Raw genomic sequence first — 20829 nt, 5'->3', positions numbered from 1 at the left:
CCTAATAGATATATTCCTATTTTAATGTTTTAGGTGTTTTAAAAGTTCTTCCCAGGTAAATACATCTCCTCCTTTTTCAGATTTCACTTTTTTTGCACTCGACTCATTCTCAAATGAAGTTAAAAATGCTCCCATGGGACTCGATATATTTTTACTTATCAAAAAAGTAGCTTGTGTCGCATCAATTAATTCTTCTGGAGCATCGTAGTGATTAGAAAGGTAAAGTGACACCTCTTCTTTATCTATCTCTGCAGAATAATTTACCATACATTCTACAGCATCAAACTTGAACACCTTGCCTTTTTTTGTTACAATCTCTGCTCCATGAATTTTATCGACAATAGTCATTCGACAATAATGACAATTATCCTCTCCATAGTGTATTGTTTCTGGTTGAACATTACACGAGCCAAAAAACACGATCATCAAAATAAAAAAGACGATATTGTTAACGTTATGTTTTTCCATTTTTATTGGGCTTTTAAAGTTTTTTCACGTTTTCCTACGAAATAAGAAATAAAGGTCAAGGCCATTCCTACAGCTAAAAAATAGGCTCCCAGTTGAGGGTATGAATGCGCTCTAAAATTTAAAATATCTTTAGTTCCGAATAAAGGAGGTTGAAACCCCATAACAGTCCCATCTGGATTAGTAAATTTCATTATTGCTTTTGGATCCAAATTATGGCCATAGTCGTGTTCCCAAAGGTAAAAATCGTAGATTCCTGCCAAAGCTAAAAGAGCCATTACAATAAACCACCCCAAAAACCATTTATAGTTTGTTGTAAAAGCTAATACAGTACCTAAAGCAGCCATTATTATAATCACGATAGGAAAAATCCTGAATTCTGGAATCGATTCGGGAATGTATTTCATCCCAACATAATGATTCATCAAATTGATATTCTTAATATCATGAGGATGCATGTCTGCGAAATCATTGATATAGATATCCATTCCTAATGGGGTTGGATATTGAGGAGCTTCTAATGTAATATTCCAAAGAGGAAATACAAACAGAAATAAAGGCAGCAATACTCCTACAAGCATTAATAATCTTGATTTCTTCTTCATGATAACAATCTTTTTAAGTTGATTTAAAAGCGAGAGGGGTTTTGTCCTCTCGCTTTTTTGGAAATATAACTAATCTATCTCCTTCCTGGTAGCATTAGAAATTAATCTTCTCCTAGAGACCAAGAAAGTTCTATATTAGATGATGCTGGTGATACCCTTACATATCCTTGCATCTCTTGATGTAATGCCGAACAAAAATCGGTACAATAGAATGGCCAGACTCCTACTTGCTTAGGTTCCCAAACAAAAGTTTCTGTTTGTCCAGGCATTATTAATAGTTCAGAAGTATTGGCTCCGATCATACTCACTCCATGTGGTACATCATAATCTTGTTCTAAATTTGTGACATGAAAATAGACCTTATCTCCTACTTTAATCCCTTCTATATTATCTGGAGTAAAATGGCTTCGAATCATAGTCATATATACGTGTACTTCTTTTCCGTCACGTTCTACTCTTACATTTTCATTATTTTTAATAGCATACTTATGTTCGTTTTCTTCTAACTTATAGATCTTTTTAGAGCGAGGTTTTATTAGATCTGCTGTGATACCAGCAGCATAATGTGGCTCTCCAATAGTTGGGAAATCTAATAGTAATTCCATTTTTTCGCCTGTGATATCATATAACTGTGCTGATTGCGTAACCTCTGGTCCGGTTGGTAAATAACGGTCTTTGGTTATCTTATTCATCGCCAGTACATATTTCCCAAATGGTTTTCTAGAGTTTCCTCCGGGAATCATCAAGTGACCTACAGAATAGTATGTAGGTTTTCTGTCTACTACTTCCCAACTTCCTAGTTTCCATTTTACTACTTCGGAAGAAATAAAGAAAGTGGTATATCCATTTCCTTTACCATCAAACTCGGTATGTAATGGTCCTAGACCAGCTTGAGAAACAACACCTGCCAGTGCATCTTCAAATTTAATAATCGGAATTCCGTATGCGTCACCATCAAACTGTTTATTTTCTATAGCTTTAATCATCTTACTAAACGAGTGCACTGTAAGGTCGGCCGAAAGTTTACCATTACCCACAATATATTCTCCCGATGGGTCTACATCACAACCATGTGGTGATTTTGGTGTTGGTAAAAAGTATACCAACCCCGGGCATTCTGCAGGATCTAATACTTTTACCTCTTTTTTCATTGTAGAGGTAGCCGTGTGTGTTTTCTCATCATATACATTATGTGCATAATTAGCCGGCATCGTCTTAAATTTTCCCTGTTTAATATATTCTTCTGCTTTTTTCCAATTGATTGCAGCTATGAAGTCTTTATCATTTTGAGATGCATTTACTTCTAATAAAGAATTTGCTTCTTCTGTATTATATGTAGTAAAAAAGAACCAACCATGTGAAGCTCCTCTACCTGGATGCGCTAGATCATAATTAAAACCTGGCAGTAAAATCTGAAAAGCCATTTCCATGTTTCCATGATCAGGATCTACACTAATAAAAGATACAGCTCCTTTAAATTTTCCTTTATATTCTTTGATAGCGATATCTTCTTGTGGCACGGGCACAGAAAAACGAGTTCCTGCTACTACATACTCTGTATTTTCTGTTACAAAAGAAGAACTATGATTACCGGCACTATTAGGCACTTCAATTATTTCTGTAGTCTCGAAAGTGCTTAGATCAATTTTTGCAATTCTTGGAGTATTGTTTCCGTTAATAAAAACCCACCGTCCATCGACTTCTCCATTGGTTTGTGATATATCAGGGTGGTGAGCATCATCCCAAGGAACAAAACCATAAGAGGTATTGAGCATTGGCTTTGTTTCTTCATTATATCCCCAGGCTTTTTCTGCGTCTTGTGAAAAAACCGGAATTACTTTAAATAGTCTTCCTGACGGAAGTCCATATACTGATAATTGTCCGCTAAATCCCCCTGAGACGAATGCATAAAATTCGTCATGCTCTCCGGGAGCGACGTAGACTTTTTCTGCGGCATTAGAGCCCAAAGCTCCATCCGTTATTTTTTTATCTTTATTAACATTGGCACAACTACTTATCATCAAGCTAAGTATTGCTGTTATAAAGAGTATTTTAGATATTTGTTTCATCTGGTTTATATTTATTGTTGTAGAGGTCAAATCTGTGCTGATCCAGATCAGTTTTTATTTGTTCATTAATTAGATGGAGGAAGTAATACTTTATCAATAACATGTACTATTCCGTTACCAGCAGGAATACTTGCTATAATTTTGGCTTCTCCGATAAAAACATCACTATCGTCTTTAGTTACTTTTACATCGACACCATTGGATTGACCTAGTTTCTTAAATTTTTTCAAAAAATCTTTTGAATAATTACCAGGCGTTACATGGTATTTTAGAATATTCGCTAATGCATCTTTATTTTCTGGTTTCAAAAGATTTTCTACTGTTCCGGCTGGTAATGCATCAAATGCTTCATTAGTAGGAGCGAATACCATTAAGGGTCCTGCATTTACTAAGGCATTTTCTAAACCAGCAGCCTGAACAGCTGCTACCAATGTAGTATGATCTTTAGAACCAATAGCAATATTAAGTACATTAGGAGTCGCTTCATCATCCTGGATAAATGCTTGTCCTTGTTTCTCTTCGGTTCCTTCTGTAACTGCGCTTTTAGTAGCAGAATCTACTTGTTCTTTCTTTGTTTCAGTTTTACAACTTAACAAGAAAGTAAAGCATAATAAAATCAAAAAAGTTACTTTAGTTGTTTTCATGCGTTTATATTGATTATGTTAAATGGTCAGACGAGTATTGATATAGATCAATGGGGTTTTACATAGCTCCTGATTTTCATCGGGACAAGTAGTTCGTTTCGTTATTTCTACCTATTAAACAATAGTTTCTTTTAAAATATCTCTAAGACATTTTCTTATTGTATGGCTATCATCTACACTTGGTATATTACTTTTATTTCAATGTCCTGAAGTACTCTAAAATAGCTCTGGCTTCTTCCTCTTTTAAGCTTTGATTAGCCATAGGAGAACCATTATGTTCTTTTAATAGCTCTTGAGCCAATGGATCTTCTTTAATCATTTTTTCAGGATCTAGAATCATATTCATCACCCATTCTGGGGTTCTCCTTTTTAAAATGTCAACAGGAGCTGGTCCGATAAACTTCTTATGAGTTTTATGACAAGCAGTACATTTTGTCTTAAAAAGTTCGGCTCCTTGAGCAGCCATTTTTTCATCGATGGTGGCATCTAATACTAAACTCTTGATTGGCCCTACTCCTTTATTTGTGAGATCAACTTTTTTTGATGCAGGAACGCCGGTAGAAACAGGTTTGGTTTCTTTTTTTTGAGTTGTTGTACTTTTTCCTATTTTAATTTGTTCTTCCTTTTTTTCTTCTTTTCCTCCGCAACTTATCAATAAAGTAACAGCAAATAAGAGTATCAATTTGTCTAGTCTAATCATTTTAATAGATTTAAGATTATTGTTCAAAAATTCATTTCTTAAGAGAAATATTATTTTGATTATATAAGACAAAATTAGGTATGGGACGGGGACATAAATATGATAAAAGTCATGTTTTCGGACAAATTAGTCTTTTATTTTTTTGTTTTCAGAAAATTCTTAAATAGTAAGGGGTAAAAGACCATATTCTTTTTTAATTAATGCGCCAGCTCAATAATTTTATCTACAGTTTCCTTATTGTTTACTCCCAACCCTTCTTGTTGATGTACTAGCTCTCCTCCCTGATCAAAAACGCTTATGATATTAGAGTGTGAAAAATCCATTGGTGATATTTTTTTGTAATTAACAGCCAGAACTGCTGCAAATTCTCTGGTATCTGATTTAGTACCTCTAAGAAACAGCCATTGATCAGATTCCATTTCGTTCTCAATAGAGAATTTTTTAAGCCTCTCGGGGGTATCCGTCTCTGGGTCAATACTTACTAATAAGAGTTTAACATTCTCTTTTTTAGATTCTGGAATTTGAGCTTCTATATCTCTCATATCGGCAACCAATCTTGGGCAGGCTGCTTTACAGGAGGTATAAATCATTACCATTACAAGAACATCTCCTTTTAGTTCTTTGAGTTCTATTTTTTTATTATCCTGCGTGGTCCAGATAGCAGGTAAATTGTAGATCGAAAGTTCAGAAATAGAAGTATTGTGTTCTTTGGATCTGGATTCTGACACAGCAACTTCTTCTTGTTTTTTTTCTTTATTACAAGAGCCCAACACAATAATTATTCCTAATAGTAAAATTTTTATGATATTCATTTTAATCATATTTGATGATTTAACATACATTATGTACTTGAGTTTTATCTTATGAATCTAAGGAGTTATATCAATATCTTTTACGCAACGAAATCCCAAATTCTTTACTGCATAATTTGCTTTCATACTACCTCTAAAAGCATACCGCATAAACGCTGCATAATTCATTAAATCTGAAGCTCCAACCGCTGCACTGCCACAAAACAGATTACTATCTTTATCTACATCTTTTCTAGATTCTCCCGATATCAATACAGAATTAAAATCCAGTGTCCATTCCCACACCAATCCATGTAAATCATATATACCCCAGTAATTTTTAAAAGTAGATCCTATACTATTGTTAAAAGATTTAGGGGTTTCATACCATTCTAAAATATATTGATTATAGGTTTCTTTTTTTCTTGCATCTATGGTCTTATCATCTGCCATTGCAGCATATTCCCACTCGTCAATAGTTGGTAGTCTTTTTCCCTGACACTCACAATATTTTTTGGCAGCAAACCAAGAAATACCTGTTATAGGAGAATTAGGTTTCAATTGATCACTTAACGTATTATCATCTTTCCAAAGCACCAGGTAATTCTTATCTGCAAACAAACGTTTTACGTGACTACGTTTCCATTGTGGATATTTCTTAACAAATGCTAAAAACTCACTATTTGATACAGGATAAACATCCATTAAAAAATCATTAACTTTTACAGCGGTAGAATCAACTCCATATAAAGGAATATAAACCCCTCCTTTAACAGTAACCATATTTTCTGTTTGTGCTATAACACTATTTAATGTACATACTATACACATAGCAAAAAAGAAAACTATTTTTAAAGGAGAGGTTGTCATTTATTCCAATTTTTAATGTGCGTTTCTTCTACTAGCAACTGTTGAAGGTGTAACTTCTTTTTTAGAATTTCCCCAACTGTTATATATATAAGTAAGCACATTGGCCACTTCTTCATCGGTTAAATCCTGTTTAGTCATCACACTATTATATTTTACACCATTTACAGTTATTTCTCCTGTTTTTCCATGTAAAATAATATCAATTGCACGATTTAGATCAGCATTTAGATAATCTGATTTAGCCAAAGGTGGAAAAGCATTAGGAATTCCTTGCCCTTCGGCTTGATGACATGCAAAACAAGTTCTCATATAGGTGGCTTTACCAAACTCCATTTTTTCTTGAAGTGATTTTGCCGTTTCTTCGGTTTGTACAACATCCTTATCAATAGGCATTTCCTGGATTCCACTTCCTTCGGGTTGGTACACTCCTTCTTCCTCTTTACCCGAATAGATTTTCTTGTTCTCTTCGCCTTGCACTTTGAGCATTCCTAAAGCACCTTTATTAAAGGCTCTAAAAATAGAGTGATCCACTAAAATGAAGGTTCCCGGAACATCAACTTTAAATTCTACAATAGCTGCACCTCCTGCAGGAACCAGAGTAGTTTGCACATTGGTATTAATAAGATCACCTCCTTCTACCCTAACGACATCAAAAATTTCACCAATAACATGAAAAGATGATACAAGATTTGGTCCCCCATTACCAACATATAATCTAACGGTTTCTCCTACATTTGCTGTAATAGCATTATCGCCTGTTAACGAGCCAACTTTTCCATTAAAAACCACATAATCTGCATCTTCATCTACAGCTTTTTTCATATCAAAAGGCTGCAATCCTCTATCTCCATTCTCTCCTTTGGTATAAAAATCCCCTTGCATTACATAATATTCTTTATCTACCGGAGGAAGGCCTTCTTCGGGCTCAACAAGTATTAACCCATACATCCCATTAGCGATGTGCATTCCTACCGGAGCTGTTGCACAGTGGTATACATATAAGCCCGGGTTTAGCACTTTAAAAGAAAACTGAGCTTCGTGTCCAGGAGCTACAAAAGAAGAAGTTGCACCACCCCCTGGGCCCGTTACGGCGTGTAAGTCTATATTATGGGGTAGTTTGTTATCTGGGTGATTTTTTAAGTGAAACTCTACTTCATCCCCAACTTTTGTTCTTATAAAACTTCCTGGTACCGAACCTCCAAATGTCCAATACACATATTTTACACCATCTGCCATCTCTCCTTCTTCTTCTAAGACCTCCATATTTACTATGAGTTTCTTCGCTTTTCTTCTTCCTGTAGGTCCGGGAACATTAGGAGGTGAAGTTAATTCGGCAATCATTTCCTGACTTACAGGAATACCTTCTGCCCCCAGGTAATTCTTTGCCTCTGCTTCCTTATTTTGTGAGCAGGCAGATAGGATCATTAATAGGGCGCCTATAAACAATCCTGTACTAGATAACAATACAAATGATTTTTTTGATTTCATATTCTTACTATTTAACTTTTAATAAAAGACTTTTTTGTCTTTTATTTTGTAAAAATAAGAATTACTATAGCACATGAAATATGATAAATATCATATTTTCGGACTAATTAATCTTTTATTAAAATCTAAGTATAAAAGTTTTGCAATTATTTAATTCGGATACTTTTATCCTAATTAAATAATTGCTAATTTTGCAGTGTAACCAATTTTTGAATAGAATGTTTTCGAAAGCCTGCGAATACGGAATTAAAGCTGCTATTTTTATCGCCTTAAAATCTTATCAAGGAGAGCGAGTAAGTCTCAAAGATATCGCTGCCAAAATTAATTCGCCAGAAGCATTTACTGCAAAGATTCTTCAAAAACTAGCTAAAAACAATATAGTTAATTCTGTAAAAGGTGCCACTGGCGGTTTCGAAATAGAAAAACATAAAATAGCATCCATACAACTTGCAGAAATTGTTGATGCCATAGATGGGGATAGTATTTATATTGGCTGTGGTCTGGGTCTTAATAAATGCTCAGAAGATCATCCATGCCCTGTTCATCATAAATTTGCTGCAGTAAGAGAAGAATTAAAGAAAATGTTGGAATCCACCAACCTCGAAGAATTAGCTCTTGGGATCAAATCCGGAGCTTCATATTTAAGAACCTAAAAAAATTTATTATTAAATAGGATAAAATTGTCCGAATTAAAATTTTAACTACTATCTCATGAAAAAAGAAAAAAAATTATGGCTGGGACTTGCAGCAGTATTACTTCTCTCCTTTAGTGTATTAGGGTATTACGGTTACGAGATTTATCAAAAAGCGCCACCCATACCCGACAAAATTATTTCGCCCAGTGGCGATATTATTTTTACTAATTCTCAGATTAAAGATGGGCAAAATATTTGGCAAAGTATTGGTGGGCAGGAAATAGGGTCAGTTTGGGGGCATGGTGCTTATGTCGCTCCAGATTGGACAGCAGACTGGCTTCATCGAGAGGCCCTATTTATCTTAGATATTTACGCACAAAGAGATTTTAATGCAAACTATAAGCTCATAAATGCAGAGCAACAAGCTGCTTTAAAGGTGCGATTACAAAAAGACCTACGAGCTAATACGTATAATGAAACAAATAAATCGATCACCATTTCAGAAGAAAGGATTCGGGCAATACAGTATTTAAGCAGTTACTATAAAGGTTTGTTTACCGATGATCCCAAATTTGATCAGTTACGATCAGACTATGCTATCCCAAAAAATACTATTAAAAATGAAGAACGCATGCAAAAAATGAATGCATTTTTCTTTTGGGCGACCTGGGCAACAGTTACACAAAGACCAGACGAGAATATTTCTTATACTCATAACTGGCCTGCAGAAGAATTAGTGGGTAATGTGCCTACCAAAAGTCTATTTACCTGGTCGGGAGTGAGTATTGTTCTTTTGATTATGTCTATCGGAATAATGGTATTTTATCATGTGAAATCGGGAGAAGATGAACATATTCCTGCTCCAGTAGAAGATCCTTTATTAAGACAAGGAATAACTCCTTCTATGCACCTGGTAAAAAAATATTTTTGGGTAGTAAGCCTTCTTATGGTTGTGCAAATGTTGTTAGGTATTGTTACTGCACATTATGGTGTAGAAGGAGATGGCTTTTATGGCATCCCTTTGGATCAGATTCTACCCTACTCGGTTACTCGTAGCTGGCATACTCAATTGGCTATCTTTTGGATAGCTACTGCGTGGTTAGCAACAGGATTGTATATTGCTCCCTCGATATCTGGTAAAGATCCAAAATTTCAAGTATTTGGTGTTAATTTTCTATTTATTGCTCTTTTAATTATTGTAGCAGGTTCAATGTTTGGACAATGGCTTGGGGTAATGCAAAAACTAAATCTCGTAGAAAACTTTTGGTTTGGTCATCAGGGGTATGAATATGTTGATCTGGGTCGGTTTTGGCAAATTTTTCTACTTATAGGGTTATTTTTATGGTTAGCCTTAATGGCCAGACCACTATTGCCTGTATTGAAGAAAAAAACCGAAGAAAAAAATCTCATTATCATGTTTTTGATATCCTGTATTGCCATAGCTATGTTCTACGGAGCAGGACTTATGTGGGGTAGACAAACCAATCTGGCAATAGCCGAATATTGGAGATGGTGGGTTGTACATCTATGGGTAGAAGGCTTTTTTGAGGTTTTTGCTACTGTGGTTATCGCCTTTTTATTTGTACGATTAGGACTTCTAAAAACAAAAACAGCAATACACAATGTATTGTTTGCCACTATAATATTTTTATCTGGTGGAATTTTAGGAACTTTTCATCATATTTATTTTTCAGGAACTCCTACTGCTGTAATGGCTTTGGGAGCAACATTTAGTGCACTAGAAATCGTACCTCTTACACTTATTGGTTACGAAGCATATCACAATTACAAATTGTCTAAAGCAACACGTTGGCTTAAAGATTATAAGTGGCCCATATATTTTATGGTTGCTGTAGCCTTTTGGAATTTTCTTGGGGCAGGTATTTTTGGTTTTATCATCAACCCGCCGATTGCATTATATTATGTACAGGGATTAAATACTACACCTCTTCACAGTCATACTGCTTTATATGGAGTATACGGAACCTTAGGGATCGGGTTAATGTTATTTGTTCTAAGAAGCCTTTATAGGGATGTACACTGGAATGAAAAATTACTAAAAATCTCCTTTTGGTCTTTAAATATTGGATTATTAGCTATGGCACTATTAAGCTTATTACCTATGGGTGTATGGCAAGCACTTGAAAGTATAGAACATGGAATGTGGTATGCTCGTTCTGCCGAGTTTATGCAACATCCGGGAATGATCATCCTAAAATGGTTACGATCTATAGGGGATATCATTTTTGCAATTGGTATGGTAACCATTTGTTGGTTTGTATTTGATTTAACATTAAAAAATAAAAAAACATTAAATAAATAAATTATGGATACACTAATAAAAACCAAGGTAGGGCAATTCGTTGCTAAAGATTATCGAACTGCTACCGTTTTTTCAAAATATGGAATTGATTTTTGCTGTAGAGGAGATAGAACATTGGAAGAGGTTTGCAACAAAAACGGAATTGAAGTTGAAACCCTTCTAGAGAATTTGAACGACGTTTTAACTCAAAAAGATGATATTGTTATTGATTATCAATCCTGGCCACTTGATCTATTAGCAGATTATATAGAAAAGAAACATCACCGTTATGTAGAGGAAAAGATCCCGATACTACGTCAGTATTTAGAAAAACTCTGCAAAGTACATGGAGGGCGCCATCCAGAGTTGCTAGAAATTCATACTCTATTTAGTGAAGCCTCTGGTGAACTTGCACAACATATGAAAAAAGAGGAAATTATACTATTTCCTTTTGTTAGAAAAATGGTGAAAAACCTGGAACAAAATCATAACGTGCAACCTCCACATTTTGGAACTGTAGAGAATCCTATTTCGATGATGATGCAGGAACACGATAACGAAGGAGTACGGTTTCGTAAAATTTCAGGGTTATCGAATAATTATACTCCTCCCGAAGATGCTTGTAATACCTATAATGTTACTTTTTCAATGTTAGAAGAATTTGAAAAGGATTTACATTTACATATCCATCTAGAGAATAATATTTTATTTCCAAAAGCAATAGAAATGGAAAAGAGGATTGTAGAAGGATCAAAGTCTTCTGTTGAAGATTAATACCATTTAAAAAACTTCCGGAAAAACGATTTTCCGGAAGTTTTTTATCAATAAGCAAGATCTATTTATCAAAATCTTTTTCTAACGTAAGTGAGTCTTCAACTATATTCACAAGGTCATTAATAATAGCTTCTCCTTTATTTTTATTATACCAAACTTGTAGAGATTTTTTAAAAGTGTCATCTATTTTTCCGTTTTCCTTTTTGTAAGCCAGAACCATATTAGTAGCTACTTGTGATCTTGGACCCCATGTATTTAAAACGTTACTATTATGATCTACTATCACTAGTTTAGGTATAGAGCGTGTTCCGTTTGTTAAAAAAAGATCCATAAACTCAGGATTATCATCTCGTAATAAAATTTTCAAATCAATTGCAGGTGAAGCTTCTGCTATTTTATTTAAAACAGGAATGGTTTGTGCTCCATCTGCGCACCAACTTTCTATAAGAACAAGCCAGGTTTGTTTTTCTTTCATATCTCGAAAAACTTGTTTGGATGGCTCTGGTATGACAAGAGTCTTATCAAGCCTTCGTATTCTACTTGTATTTAATTTGGTAAAGTCTATACGTTGCTTAACCTGTTCTATTCCTGTTGTACTTTCTTCTTCAACAAGACGATTCATTAGTTCAACATATGCTGTATAGGAAATCCCTTTGGCTATACTTTTTTTAATTAATTCATTCGTCATATCATACTATATTAGGGGGTTCTGTATTTCTGTAATTTCTGGAAAAGCACTATTATCTATATTAAAATATCCTCCTTTATTTTCTTTTCTTTCTAAAGATTGTCCAATAATCAAGTGTGCAATATTAATCATGTTTCGTAATTCACATAATGCTGTGTTTATCTTCGAATCCTTATATAGTTCTTCTACTTCTCTATACATTAAATCCAAATGTTCTTTTGCTTTTATCAAACGGTGGTTACTACGTACAATACCTACATAGTCTCTCATCAAGGCCTGTAATTGCCTGGTATTATGTTTTATGATAATGTGTTCTTCATTGACATGAGTTCCCTGGTCATTCCAATCAGGAATAGATATTGAAACCGATTGTACAACATTAGAACATAGGTATTTGTAACTGTTATGCGCATATACTAAAGCTTCTAACAAAGAGTTTGAAGCTAACCTGTTTGCTCCATGCAAGCCTGTTCTGGAACATTCTCCACAGGCAAATAAATTCTGAACAGATGTCATTCCATTTTTGTCAACTTCAATACCGCCACATAAATAATGAGATGCAGGAACTACCGGAATCCAATCTTTTTCTACATTAATATGATTAGCTGTGCATTTTTTATAAATTGTGGGGAAATGTTTTTTAAAATCCTCTATCTGAAGATGTGTACAGTCTAAATAAACACAAGAATCCCCATATTTTTTAAGTTCGTTATCTATACTTTTTGAGACTATATCTCGGGAAGCAAGTTCTCCTCTTGAGTCATAATCTAACATAAACCTATGTCCATTCTTACTTCGTAAATATGCACCAAAACCTCTTACTGCTTCAGATATTAAGAACGATTGCCCATCTTTATCCTCGTATAATGCTGTTGGGTGAAACTGAACAAATTCCATATCTTTAATTCTTGCCTTTGCTCTGTATGCCATCGCAATGCCATCACCTGTTGCTATAACCGGATTAGTAGTATGACCATATATTTTGCCAATGCCTCCTGTTGCTAATAATGTTACTGTAGCTTTTATCGTTTTTATTTCTCCTGTTTTTTGATTCAGAACATAAGCTCCATAGCAAGAAATATTTTCGTGATCTTGTATTTGTAATTGGTGTTCTGTGATCAGATCGATCGCAAAATGATGACTCAATATGTTAACATTTGGCAATTGATGAATACGAGCTAGTAATGCTGTTTCTATTTCGCGACCTGTAATATCTTTATGGTGAACAATACGATATTCAGAATGTCCTCCTTCTTTACCAAGGTCTAAATTCCCATTATAATCTAAATCAAAATTAGCACCCCATTGTATTAGATCGTTAAGTCTTTTGGGACCTTCTTTAACGACCATTTTAACTACTTCAGGATTGCATAAACCATCACCGGCAATCAAAGTATCTTGTATATGTTTTTGAAAAGAGTCTTCTTCGGTATCTAATACAACAGCTACACCTCCCTGGGCATATTTTGTATTAGATTCGTCATCATCTGCCTTTGTGACTATACAAACTTTTTTATCTTTAAATTTTTCTGCTATTTTAACTGCAAAAGTTAATCCAGCTGCACCTGATCCAATTACTAAATAATCTACCGATATCATCATCCTTTTATTTGGAAAGTTCTAACATTCGAACAATTGGAGTTAATGCTTTTTGTCTCACATTTTCGGCTACATTTATTTCGGGGGTTTCATTAAGCAAGCAATCATACAATTTTTGAAGCGTATTCACCTTCATATAACTACACTCACTACAAGCACAAGTGTTATCTTCTTCGGTCGGAGCCGGAATCAAGATTGTATCTGGTACTTCCTTTTTCATTTCATGTAAAATACCTGCCTCTGTAGCTACTATAAATTTCTCTTTTGGATGTTCTTTTACATAGTTTATCATTCCGGCAGTAGAGCCTATATACTTTGCGGTTTTCAAAATATGCTCTTCAGATTCTGGATGTGCTATAATTACCGACCCAGGATTGTCTTGATACAAATCCAATAATTTATCGATACAGAATGCTTCGTGTACTATACAACTACCGTCCCAAAGCAACATATCTCTACCGGTTTGTTTTATGATGTATTTACCCAGATTCTTATCCGGAGCAAAAATAATAGGGGTATCCTTTGGTACCGATTCTACAATTTTAAGTGCATTAGAAGAGGTGCAAACCAAATCACTCATTGCTTTAATTTCTGCCGAACAATTGATATAGGTAATCACAATATGATCAGGATATGATGCTACAAAAGAACCAAATGCATTGGGAGGGCAGGAATCTGCTAATGAGCAACCGGCGGTTAAATCTGGTAAAACTACTTTTTTTGCAGGGTTAAGGATTTTCGCAGTCTCTGCCATAAAGTGCACACCTGCAAAGACAATAATATCTGCATCAATTTCTGCTGCTTTTTGGGATAGTCCTAAACTATCTCCAACATAATCAGCAACCTCTTGTATTTCTGGCCGTTGATAATAATGTGCAAGGATTACAGCATTTTTTTCTTCTTTTATTTTGTTTATTTTTTCTTTTAACTCCACTTTTACAATACTATTCATTACATCGCGAAAAATAGAGGTCTTTGAATATGAATACTATGACAAAAGTCATAATTAAAGACAAAAAAGTCTTTTTTATGTTATTTCACCATACAGCACATTTATATATCATAAAAAAGGCCTCTCTTTCGAGTGGCCTTTCATCTGTTCTTTTTTATTGTTTTTTAATTGTCATATGGAATTCACCATTGAACATCCCGGCTGGTATTCACTCTATTGTTATGGCTCATTTCATAAAAAGAAAAGAGAAATTTAAAACTCAATTTCAAAAAATAAACTGCTTTCAAGGTTATCCGCGGTAACGTCTTCTCCTTTTAGTACTTCTTGAGATTCGTTTAATAATTTCAAGTTAATTTTCCAATACCCTGTCATGGTTAGTGATAATTTTCCATTGTACATTTTTGATGTACCATCATAGCTCAAATCTTCATTATTTGGCGAGCTATGATTACCCATACTAGGCATTCGAGGATCTACTGTAATTTTATAATTTTCTACTACAGGAAAAGTCATCATATTTTCCATTTTAAAAAGCATCGCACTAAAATCATTTACTGCAACTTTTGGATCTACCGGTCCAGTCATAGTCAAAATATAGCGAGTACCATCACTACCCATGAATGTGTTTACTTTTTGCTTACCATCTGCCGGTGATATTACATCTATGGTTTTCTTTGTCGTGAATTCTTCTCCATTAATTTTATAGGTAATGGTAAGATCCCAATATTCATCTGCATTGCCTGGCATTTGAAAAACCAAGAACCCTTTAGAAACCGTCTTGTCTTCGGTAACAGTCAAGGTAGATTTTGGACAAGAGTGTTCCATTTGTGTCATATGCATCATAGGCATCCAAGAAATTTCGGATAGAGAAACATAATTTTTTGTCGCCATATCTTTAATACGTATGTACACTTCATTATATCCAATGCTAAAATCGTTCTTCTTAGAATACAATTCTATAGAATGATTGTTAGCATCAAAAGAAGTTACCAGGTTAAATCCTTCCATAGGATTTACTATCATTTCGTCATCATCAGAACTACATGAGACAAAAATGGTTGAAAGTATGATTACTGTAAAAATTAATTTTATGGTTTTCATTTGTTTATTTTTAATTATGTTTTTTTAATTGACTTTGTATGAAAATGTGATGAAGAAATTACGCCCCATTCGAGGAACATTTTTCCAATCTGTATACGTTGAATAGTATTCATCAAAAATATTTTCTACACCTGCCTTGGCATATACCACATCGTTATTTAGGTAAAAGGTTTTTCCTAGAGTTAGAGAAAAAATGATGTAGGCCGATGTTTTATCTTCTCCAAATTCTGGATTAAAATTTATTTGATCTCCAGCACCTTTCATGGTAACTTCTCCTGAAAAACTCCTTTTATTATACTGAATCCCGGATCGATACGATATAGGACTTATAAAAGGCAAATTGCGATTGGTATCATCTTTTCCCTGATGGTAGGATACCGAAGCAGACCATCCAAGTTCTGGTATGATTTTGTATTCTGTACTCAAAGACACATTAATCAAATCGGCATACTCTAGGTTTTCATATATTTTTACTCCATCAGCACCAATTGTCATAGTACTAAGCGATTCATTTACCTCACCAATAATGTAATTAGGCATTCGAAAAATATTTCCTTCCAGAGCAATTTTTAATTTGGATTTTTCTAACGAAATTTTAGCATTAGTCTCTATAGATTGTTCATTTTTTAAGTTAGGGTCACCAATATAATCGTGATTATCAAAACTGTTAAAAAGATAAAATCCATATCCTTCTGATACTGATGGTGCTCGTTCTCCATAAGACAGTCCAGCATTGATATGAATAGGCTCTAAATGTTTATGATATTGCAGCGAAGCACTTTTAAGAAAACGTGTTTTGGATTCTTCCATCTCTGGATAAAAGATTCTGAGACTGTTAAGTCCAAAATCATCAGCTATAGTATTGTTTTGCACAGCTAATCTCGCAGATAGCTTTAAAGAACTTTTTTTAAAACTGATCTTATCTTCAGCATATAAACCTGTATTCCAAGTTCGTACATCAGGCCAAGTAAGCATAAACATAGGGTTCTCATTGGGATTATTGGGGTACATTGTCATTTCTGCAAGAGATTTATTGTAAAATCCGTCCCATTTCATCAAAAAGTGTTGTTTTTTGGTTTTCAAATTCACTTCAGAGAAAAACCCATATGTATCACTCCATCCCGGCATATCCATTCGAATAGGTACATCTGGTCTTTGAGAATCATCCATCACATGAGTAACTTTATTAAAGTACACTTTCGACTTCCAATCGCTAAATACACCTATAGTATTTTGTTCGAAACCTATAGATGCAATAATTGCACGTGCCAAAGAAACATCCATGGGTAATGCAGGATACCCTACATCTCGTGCTTCATCATAAATAGCAGTTGCTGTAAGTACCTTGTTTTTATCAATCTTATACCCTGCATTAACAGAAACATTATACTTTGTATATTGAGAAAAATTGATTTCTTCTCCATTTCCTGCGGTATAGTTTTCCGCTTTGCGATAAATGATATCTCCATCTACATAAAAATCAGAATTTGAATAATTGGCTTCTGCCCCCAGAACCACTAATTGGTTATTGGTTTCGAATCCATCTTCTAAACTTGCTTTGAATCCTGTTTCTCTAAAATTGCTTTTATCTAACTCCAGATCTATTGCGCCTCCTATACAGTTTCCATATTCTGATCCTTGTTGTCCCGATGCAACATGGGCTTTAGCAAGGTTGGATACATCTACATAAGAGGTAATAGGGTCCATTTTATCTGTACACGCACCAAAGATTCGCATCCCATCAATAGTAACAGAAAGTCTTTCTGATGTCATATTATTTAGCGCAGGTTCCCAAGCATAGGCTCCTCGTTTTATCATACTCACTTTTTGTGAAAGCTCCAGGTATTCATCTAACGACGATAATGGTTTGGGTTGTTTTTGATAATCCAATTCTTTTCTGGCAGATATCAAAATCACTTCTTCCAGATTGATAGGCATAATAGTATCTGGCTCTTTGTTTAGGATTTCTTCCTGGGCATTAACCCAACCGGGGGTAATTTGAAAAAGCAGGATATACCATAGCATATTTACCCTTTTAAACGGTGCCCTCAAAATCCTATACAAAGAGGTCACACCAATATTGGTTTTCATTAGAATATATTTTAGAAATAATTCAACATATAAATAAGTTTGTGTACACATGATTGAGGTATACTATACCTTTATAACCCATACACTCGTTGAACTCATGTAAGCTTTTATTTTTTGCTGCAAATTTTTCTTATTCACTTTAATTTTTACTTTTTTTCATAACCTAGCTATAGCTATGCTTCTCAAAAAAGGATTCATCATGGCAAAAAATCTTAAATTTTTGTTTAAAACAAAAAGTACAAATGAGTTCATATTGAATTACCCAAACTCTGGAGGTGGAGAAATATCTGTAATAAGTAATTTGGAAATTATTTCTTGTGTAGTTTTATAATTGTTCTCAACTGTGTTTTCTGGTTCATTTTTTAAATCGAAATCAAGTAATAGTTGAAAAAAAACAATATGCTGAATCTCATTCTTAGATTTTTTGTCTTTGAATGGATTATTTTCTGAGTCGGATTCTTTGGCTAATTGTTTTTTTAAATAGCATTTACCATCACACTTTAATCTAGGCCTATCTTTATTTATACAGAGGTTTTTTACGATGTAATCATAATTCATGATATACTCTCCTACTGGCCAAAGAGGCTTGATAAGCATCAGGAGAGCAACGAATAGAATTACCGTACTTTTCATGCGGCAAATATAGCTCCTATTACAAGAAGAAAAATATGATAAAAGTCACAAAAAAGACAAAACGATCTTTTTTATTATATTTGATCTAAAAAAAAGCTATTATGCTATCTAACGCTTGTAAATATGCTATAAGAGCAATCCTTTATCTAGCAATACACTCTGATGAGACTCATAAAATAGGAGTAAAAAAAATTGCCGAAGAATTAGAGACTCCTCAACCTTTTTTGGCCAAATTATTAAGGCAATTAACCTCTAATAAGTTGGTTTCCTCTACTAAAGGTCCTGGGGGTGGGTTTTTTCTGGATAAAAAAAATAAAGAGAAATCAGTTTGGGATGTTATCTGTTGCATCGATGGTACCCATAAATTTGATAAATGTTTTTTAGGGCTATCAAAATGCAGCGATAAAAATCCATGTCCTGTACATTCTACCGTATCTCCATTCAAGAAAAAAATATTAAATGAATTTAGAGATAAAACGATTTCTAAACTTGTTGAGGAAATTGAAGTAGAAGGAACCGTAATTTCTTTAAAAGGATTTGATCTAAAATAATAGCTTTACCTAGATATCATTTACAAATCATCAATTTCTGAGTTTATTTGATTTAAAGTCGTTTTGCTATTATCCAAATCATTTAAAATTTGAGATTTAGAATTTTCAAAAGCTATTTTTATACTTCCAAAAATGTTTTCATAATAAGAAACTCCTTCTTTTAAGTTTTTGACAAATACTGACAAATATTTTTTCTGTTTATCATTTATAGAATGCCTTGTTTCTTCAAGCTTATCTTTTAAATAATCTATATAAATGTTAAGTTCTTTTATGAACATGTTAGGTCGATCTGCTCGCACAACCTCATCAGATTCTCCATAAATATGGCTTGTTATTTCTTTTAAACTCATAATTTTAGAGAAATAGGCCATATTGGGTCCGGGGCATATCGAAACTCCTTCTCCCTCAACTTTAGTATCTAAGTTATATTTCAGTAATGCAGAAGTTCCCAGACCAACACAGGTGCATGATTTTTCTGTGATTTGATCAAATTCTCTTTGATAATCTTCCTGAGAAAGACCTTTTTTATCCAGCTCCTTGATTTTTATATGTTGATATTGTCGTGATGCTGTACATATCCCTTTTTCTGTAAATTCTTTATTTAGAGCAACAAATTTTTTAGGACATGAGCTACCAGGCCTGTTTTTTTCTACTAAAGTTAACTTTTCCTGATCTTTTGTATTTCCTTTTAGGCTATTAAATGGTATTCCCAAAGGAGAGATATCACTTAGATATAAATCATCTTCTTTGGCTTTTACTAATTTATCTAATGTACTATTATCGACTGTTGTTGCTTCTGGTACCAAAAGAAATGGAGTTCCCCACCCTACTGAATCTACCTTGTAATGCTCTAATAAAAACTGATGCTCTTCTGCTGTACCCACCCCACCCTGGGCTGTGATTTTAACAGGTAAAGGAGATTGCGGAACATGTCGGTTTTTACGAGACCATACCTCTGCTATAATCTTATGTATTTCAGAAATCAATTCTTCTTTCTGATCTCTAAACTGAGCTAATATTGGCCCCATAAGATATCCATCTGTTGCGAATGCATGACCCCCGCAATTAAGTCCGGATTCGATTCTATATTCTGAAACCCACAATCCTTTTTTCGCCAAAAATTTCCCTTGTATCAGCGCAGACCTATAATCACTTACTTTTAAAACTATTTTCTTTTTAATTTCTCCGTTCTCGTTTGGATAAAAATCTTCAAACTCTTCCATATAACTATACAATCTGGGGTTCATTCCTGCAGAAAGTATTACTGATGAAGATAAATCGCTATTGGCATATCCTCTAAGTGCTGCATGAGCATCATTGTACTTAGAAGATAGTTTCTCTTTTTTTTGATAGTTCTCTTTATCAACTTTGGTCATGATATTTACATCAATACTGCCCATCGATAAATTGGCTTCTATTAAATCCTTGATCCCTTTAAAATTGAAATCATTGGATGCTAACCCTTTAAATCGCTGCTTTAGTATTGAAGTATCTGGTAAAATATTGAAATATTGTTTCAATTCATTACTACATTCTGTTGTAATATTTTTAAGTTGATTAAACTTTCTTTCTGCAAGATCATTCATCAAATTAAGATAAGAAGTAATCCTCTTAGCTCTAAAATCTTCTATACTTTCTGTGATTTCATTATATGGCATTTCGAATGTATCACAATACATCTTTCTTAGTTTTTCTAATAGAATGTCATCAACCAATGAAATAACAGAATCTATTCCCAGGTGAGAAACTTTTAATGGAGTATCAATAGTAAAGCCTATTCCCATTACAGGAATGTGAAATGAATGTAGTTTCATTATAACGAATTAAGTTTAGTACCGGTTAATTCATATGTATTGGAACTATAGCATCAT

At 34.0% G+C, this 20829-nt stretch carries 19 protein-coding genes; 4 read left to right on the top strand and 15 right to left on the bottom strand.

The features are described 5' to 3' along the window. Positions 1-21: 21 nt before the first annotated feature. The 8 genes from DK441_RS14335 to nirK all read right to left on the bottom strand — a co-directional run bounded on the left by DK441_RS14335 (position 22) and on the right by nirK (position 7632). A complete protein-coding gene (locus DK441_RS14335) occupies positions 22-468 on the bottom strand; it encodes a nitrous oxide reductase accessory protein NosL (protein WP_109851335.1) in 447 nt (148 codons plus the stop codon). A gap of 2 nt (positions 469-470) precedes the next feature. Beyond that, positions 471-1070: a hypothetical protein gene (locus DK441_RS14330; RefSeq protein WP_235015766.1), complete on the bottom strand. Its 600-nt coding sequence runs from the start codon at positions 1068-1070 to the stop codon at positions 471-473. A gap of 101 nt (positions 1071-1171) precedes the next feature. After that, entirely contained in the window at positions 1172-3139 is a 1968-nt protein-coding gene (nosZ, locus tag DK441_RS14325; RefSeq protein ID WP_109851334.1) for a Sec-dependent nitrous-oxide reductase, read from the bottom strand. Positions 3140-3204: 65 nt separating this feature from the next. Continuing rightward, positions 3205-3783, bottom strand: coding sequence for a fasciclin domain-containing protein (locus DK441_RS14320; protein ID WP_109851333.1), 579 nt, complete (start codon positions 3781-3783; stop codon positions 3205-3207). A 193-nt stretch (positions 3784-3976) separates the two neighbouring features. Beyond that, positions 3977-4483: a c-type cytochrome gene (locus DK441_RS14315; RefSeq protein ID WP_025666805.1), complete on the bottom strand. Its 507-nt coding sequence runs from the start codon at positions 4481-4483 to the stop codon at positions 3977-3979. Between the two features lie 197 nt (positions 4484-4680). Next, entirely contained in the window at positions 4681-5295 is a 615-nt protein-coding gene (locus DK441_RS14310; protein ID WP_109853521.1) for an SCO family protein, read from the bottom strand. Positions 5296-5352: 57 nt separating this feature from the next. Then, positions 5353-6144, bottom strand: a complete 792-nt coding sequence (locus tag DK441_RS14305; protein ID WP_370444319.1) for a formylglycine-generating enzyme family protein — start codon at positions 6142-6144, stop codon at positions 5353-5355. Positions 6145-6156: 12 nt separating this feature from the next. Continuing rightward, on the bottom strand, positions 6157-7632 hold the full coding sequence (gene nirK, locus DK441_RS14300) for a copper-containing nitrite reductase (RefSeq protein ID WP_109851332.1): 1476 nt from the start codon (positions 7630-7632) through the stop codon (positions 6157-6159). Positions 7633-7850: 218 nt separating this feature from the next. Here nirK and DK441_RS14295 point away from each other — a divergent pair, with 218 nt between their 5' ends. Genes DK441_RS14295 through ric form a run of 3 tightly spaced genes read left to right on the top strand, consistent with a single transcriptional unit; the run spans position 7851 to position 11343 of the window. Beyond that, entirely contained in the window at positions 7851-8285 is a 435-nt protein-coding gene (locus DK441_RS14295; RefSeq protein ID WP_109851331.1) for an Rrf2 family transcriptional regulator, read from the top strand. 58 nt (positions 8286-8343) lie between these two features. Then, positions 8344-10590: a nitric-oxide reductase large subunit gene (locus DK441_RS14290; RefSeq protein WP_109851330.1), complete on the top strand. Its 2247-nt coding sequence runs from the start codon at positions 8344-8346 to the stop codon at positions 10588-10590. Positions 10591-10593: 3 nt separating this feature from the next. Then, positions 10594-11343 (top strand): iron-sulfur cluster repair di-iron protein, encoded by a 750-nt coding sequence (gene ric / locus DK441_RS14285; RefSeq protein WP_109851329.1) that lies wholly within the window; start codon positions 10594-10596, stop codon positions 11341-11343. 61 nt (positions 11344-11404) lie between these two features. On the opposite strand, the gene DK441_RS14280 is transcribed toward ric, so the two are convergent. The 6 genes from DK441_RS14280 to DK441_RS14255 form a co-directional block, all read right to left on the bottom strand. Continuing rightward, on the bottom strand, positions 11405-12031 hold the full coding sequence (locus DK441_RS14280) for a thioredoxin family protein (protein ID WP_109851328.1): 627 nt from the start codon (positions 12029-12031) through the stop codon (positions 11405-11407). A 6-nt stretch (positions 12032-12037) separates the two neighbouring features. Then, positions 12038-13630, bottom strand: a complete 1593-nt coding sequence (gene nadB / locus DK441_RS14275; RefSeq protein ID WP_109851327.1) for an L-aspartate oxidase — start codon at positions 13628-13630, stop codon at positions 12038-12040. Between the two features lie 7 nt (positions 13631-13637). Continuing rightward, positions 13638-14582 (bottom strand): quinolinate synthase NadA, encoded by a 945-nt coding sequence (gene nadA, locus DK441_RS14270; protein WP_109851326.1) that lies wholly within the window; start codon positions 14580-14582, stop codon positions 13638-13640. 252 nt (positions 14583-14834) lie between these two features. Next, positions 14835-15683 carry a hypothetical protein gene (locus tag DK441_RS14265; RefSeq protein WP_109851325.1) on the bottom strand — a complete coding sequence of 283 codons (849 nt, stop codon included), beginning with the start codon at positions 15681-15683 and terminating at the stop codon, positions 14835-14837. Positions 15684-15707: 24 nt separating this feature from the next. Further along, positions 15708-17774: a TonB-dependent receptor gene (locus DK441_RS14260; protein WP_160112099.1), complete on the bottom strand. Its 2067-nt coding sequence runs from the start codon at positions 17772-17774 to the stop codon at positions 15708-15710. 258 nt (positions 17775-18032) lie between these two features. After that, complete coding sequence (locus DK441_RS14255; RefSeq protein ID WP_082994981.1) at positions 18033-18407, bottom strand: hypothetical protein; 375 nt, start codon at positions 18405-18407, stop codon at positions 18033-18035. A gap of 101 nt (positions 18408-18508) precedes the next feature. Between DK441_RS14255 and DK441_RS14250 the strand changes: the two genes are divergently transcribed. Further along, on the top strand, positions 18509-18958 hold the full coding sequence (locus tag DK441_RS14250; protein WP_024772234.1) for an Rrf2 family transcriptional regulator: 450 nt from the start codon (positions 18509-18511) through the stop codon (positions 18956-18958). Positions 18959-18978: 20 nt separating this feature from the next. Here DK441_RS14250 and DK441_RS14245 read toward each other — a convergent pair whose 3' ends face one another. Then, a complete protein-coding gene (locus DK441_RS14245) occupies positions 18979-20772 on the bottom strand; it encodes a hypothetical protein (RefSeq protein ID WP_109851323.1) in 1794 nt (597 codons plus the stop codon). Positions 20773-20829: the final 57 nt, after the last annotated feature.

It is taken from the genome of Aquimarina sp. AU58 (assembly GCF_900312745.1).
Classification (GTDB): domain Bacteria; phylum Bacteroidota; class Bacteroidia; order Flavobacteriales; family Flavobacteriaceae; genus Aquimarina; species Aquimarina spinulae.
Note: the sequence above shows the minus strand (reverse complement) of the source record. Positions and strands in the feature narration are given on the sequence as shown.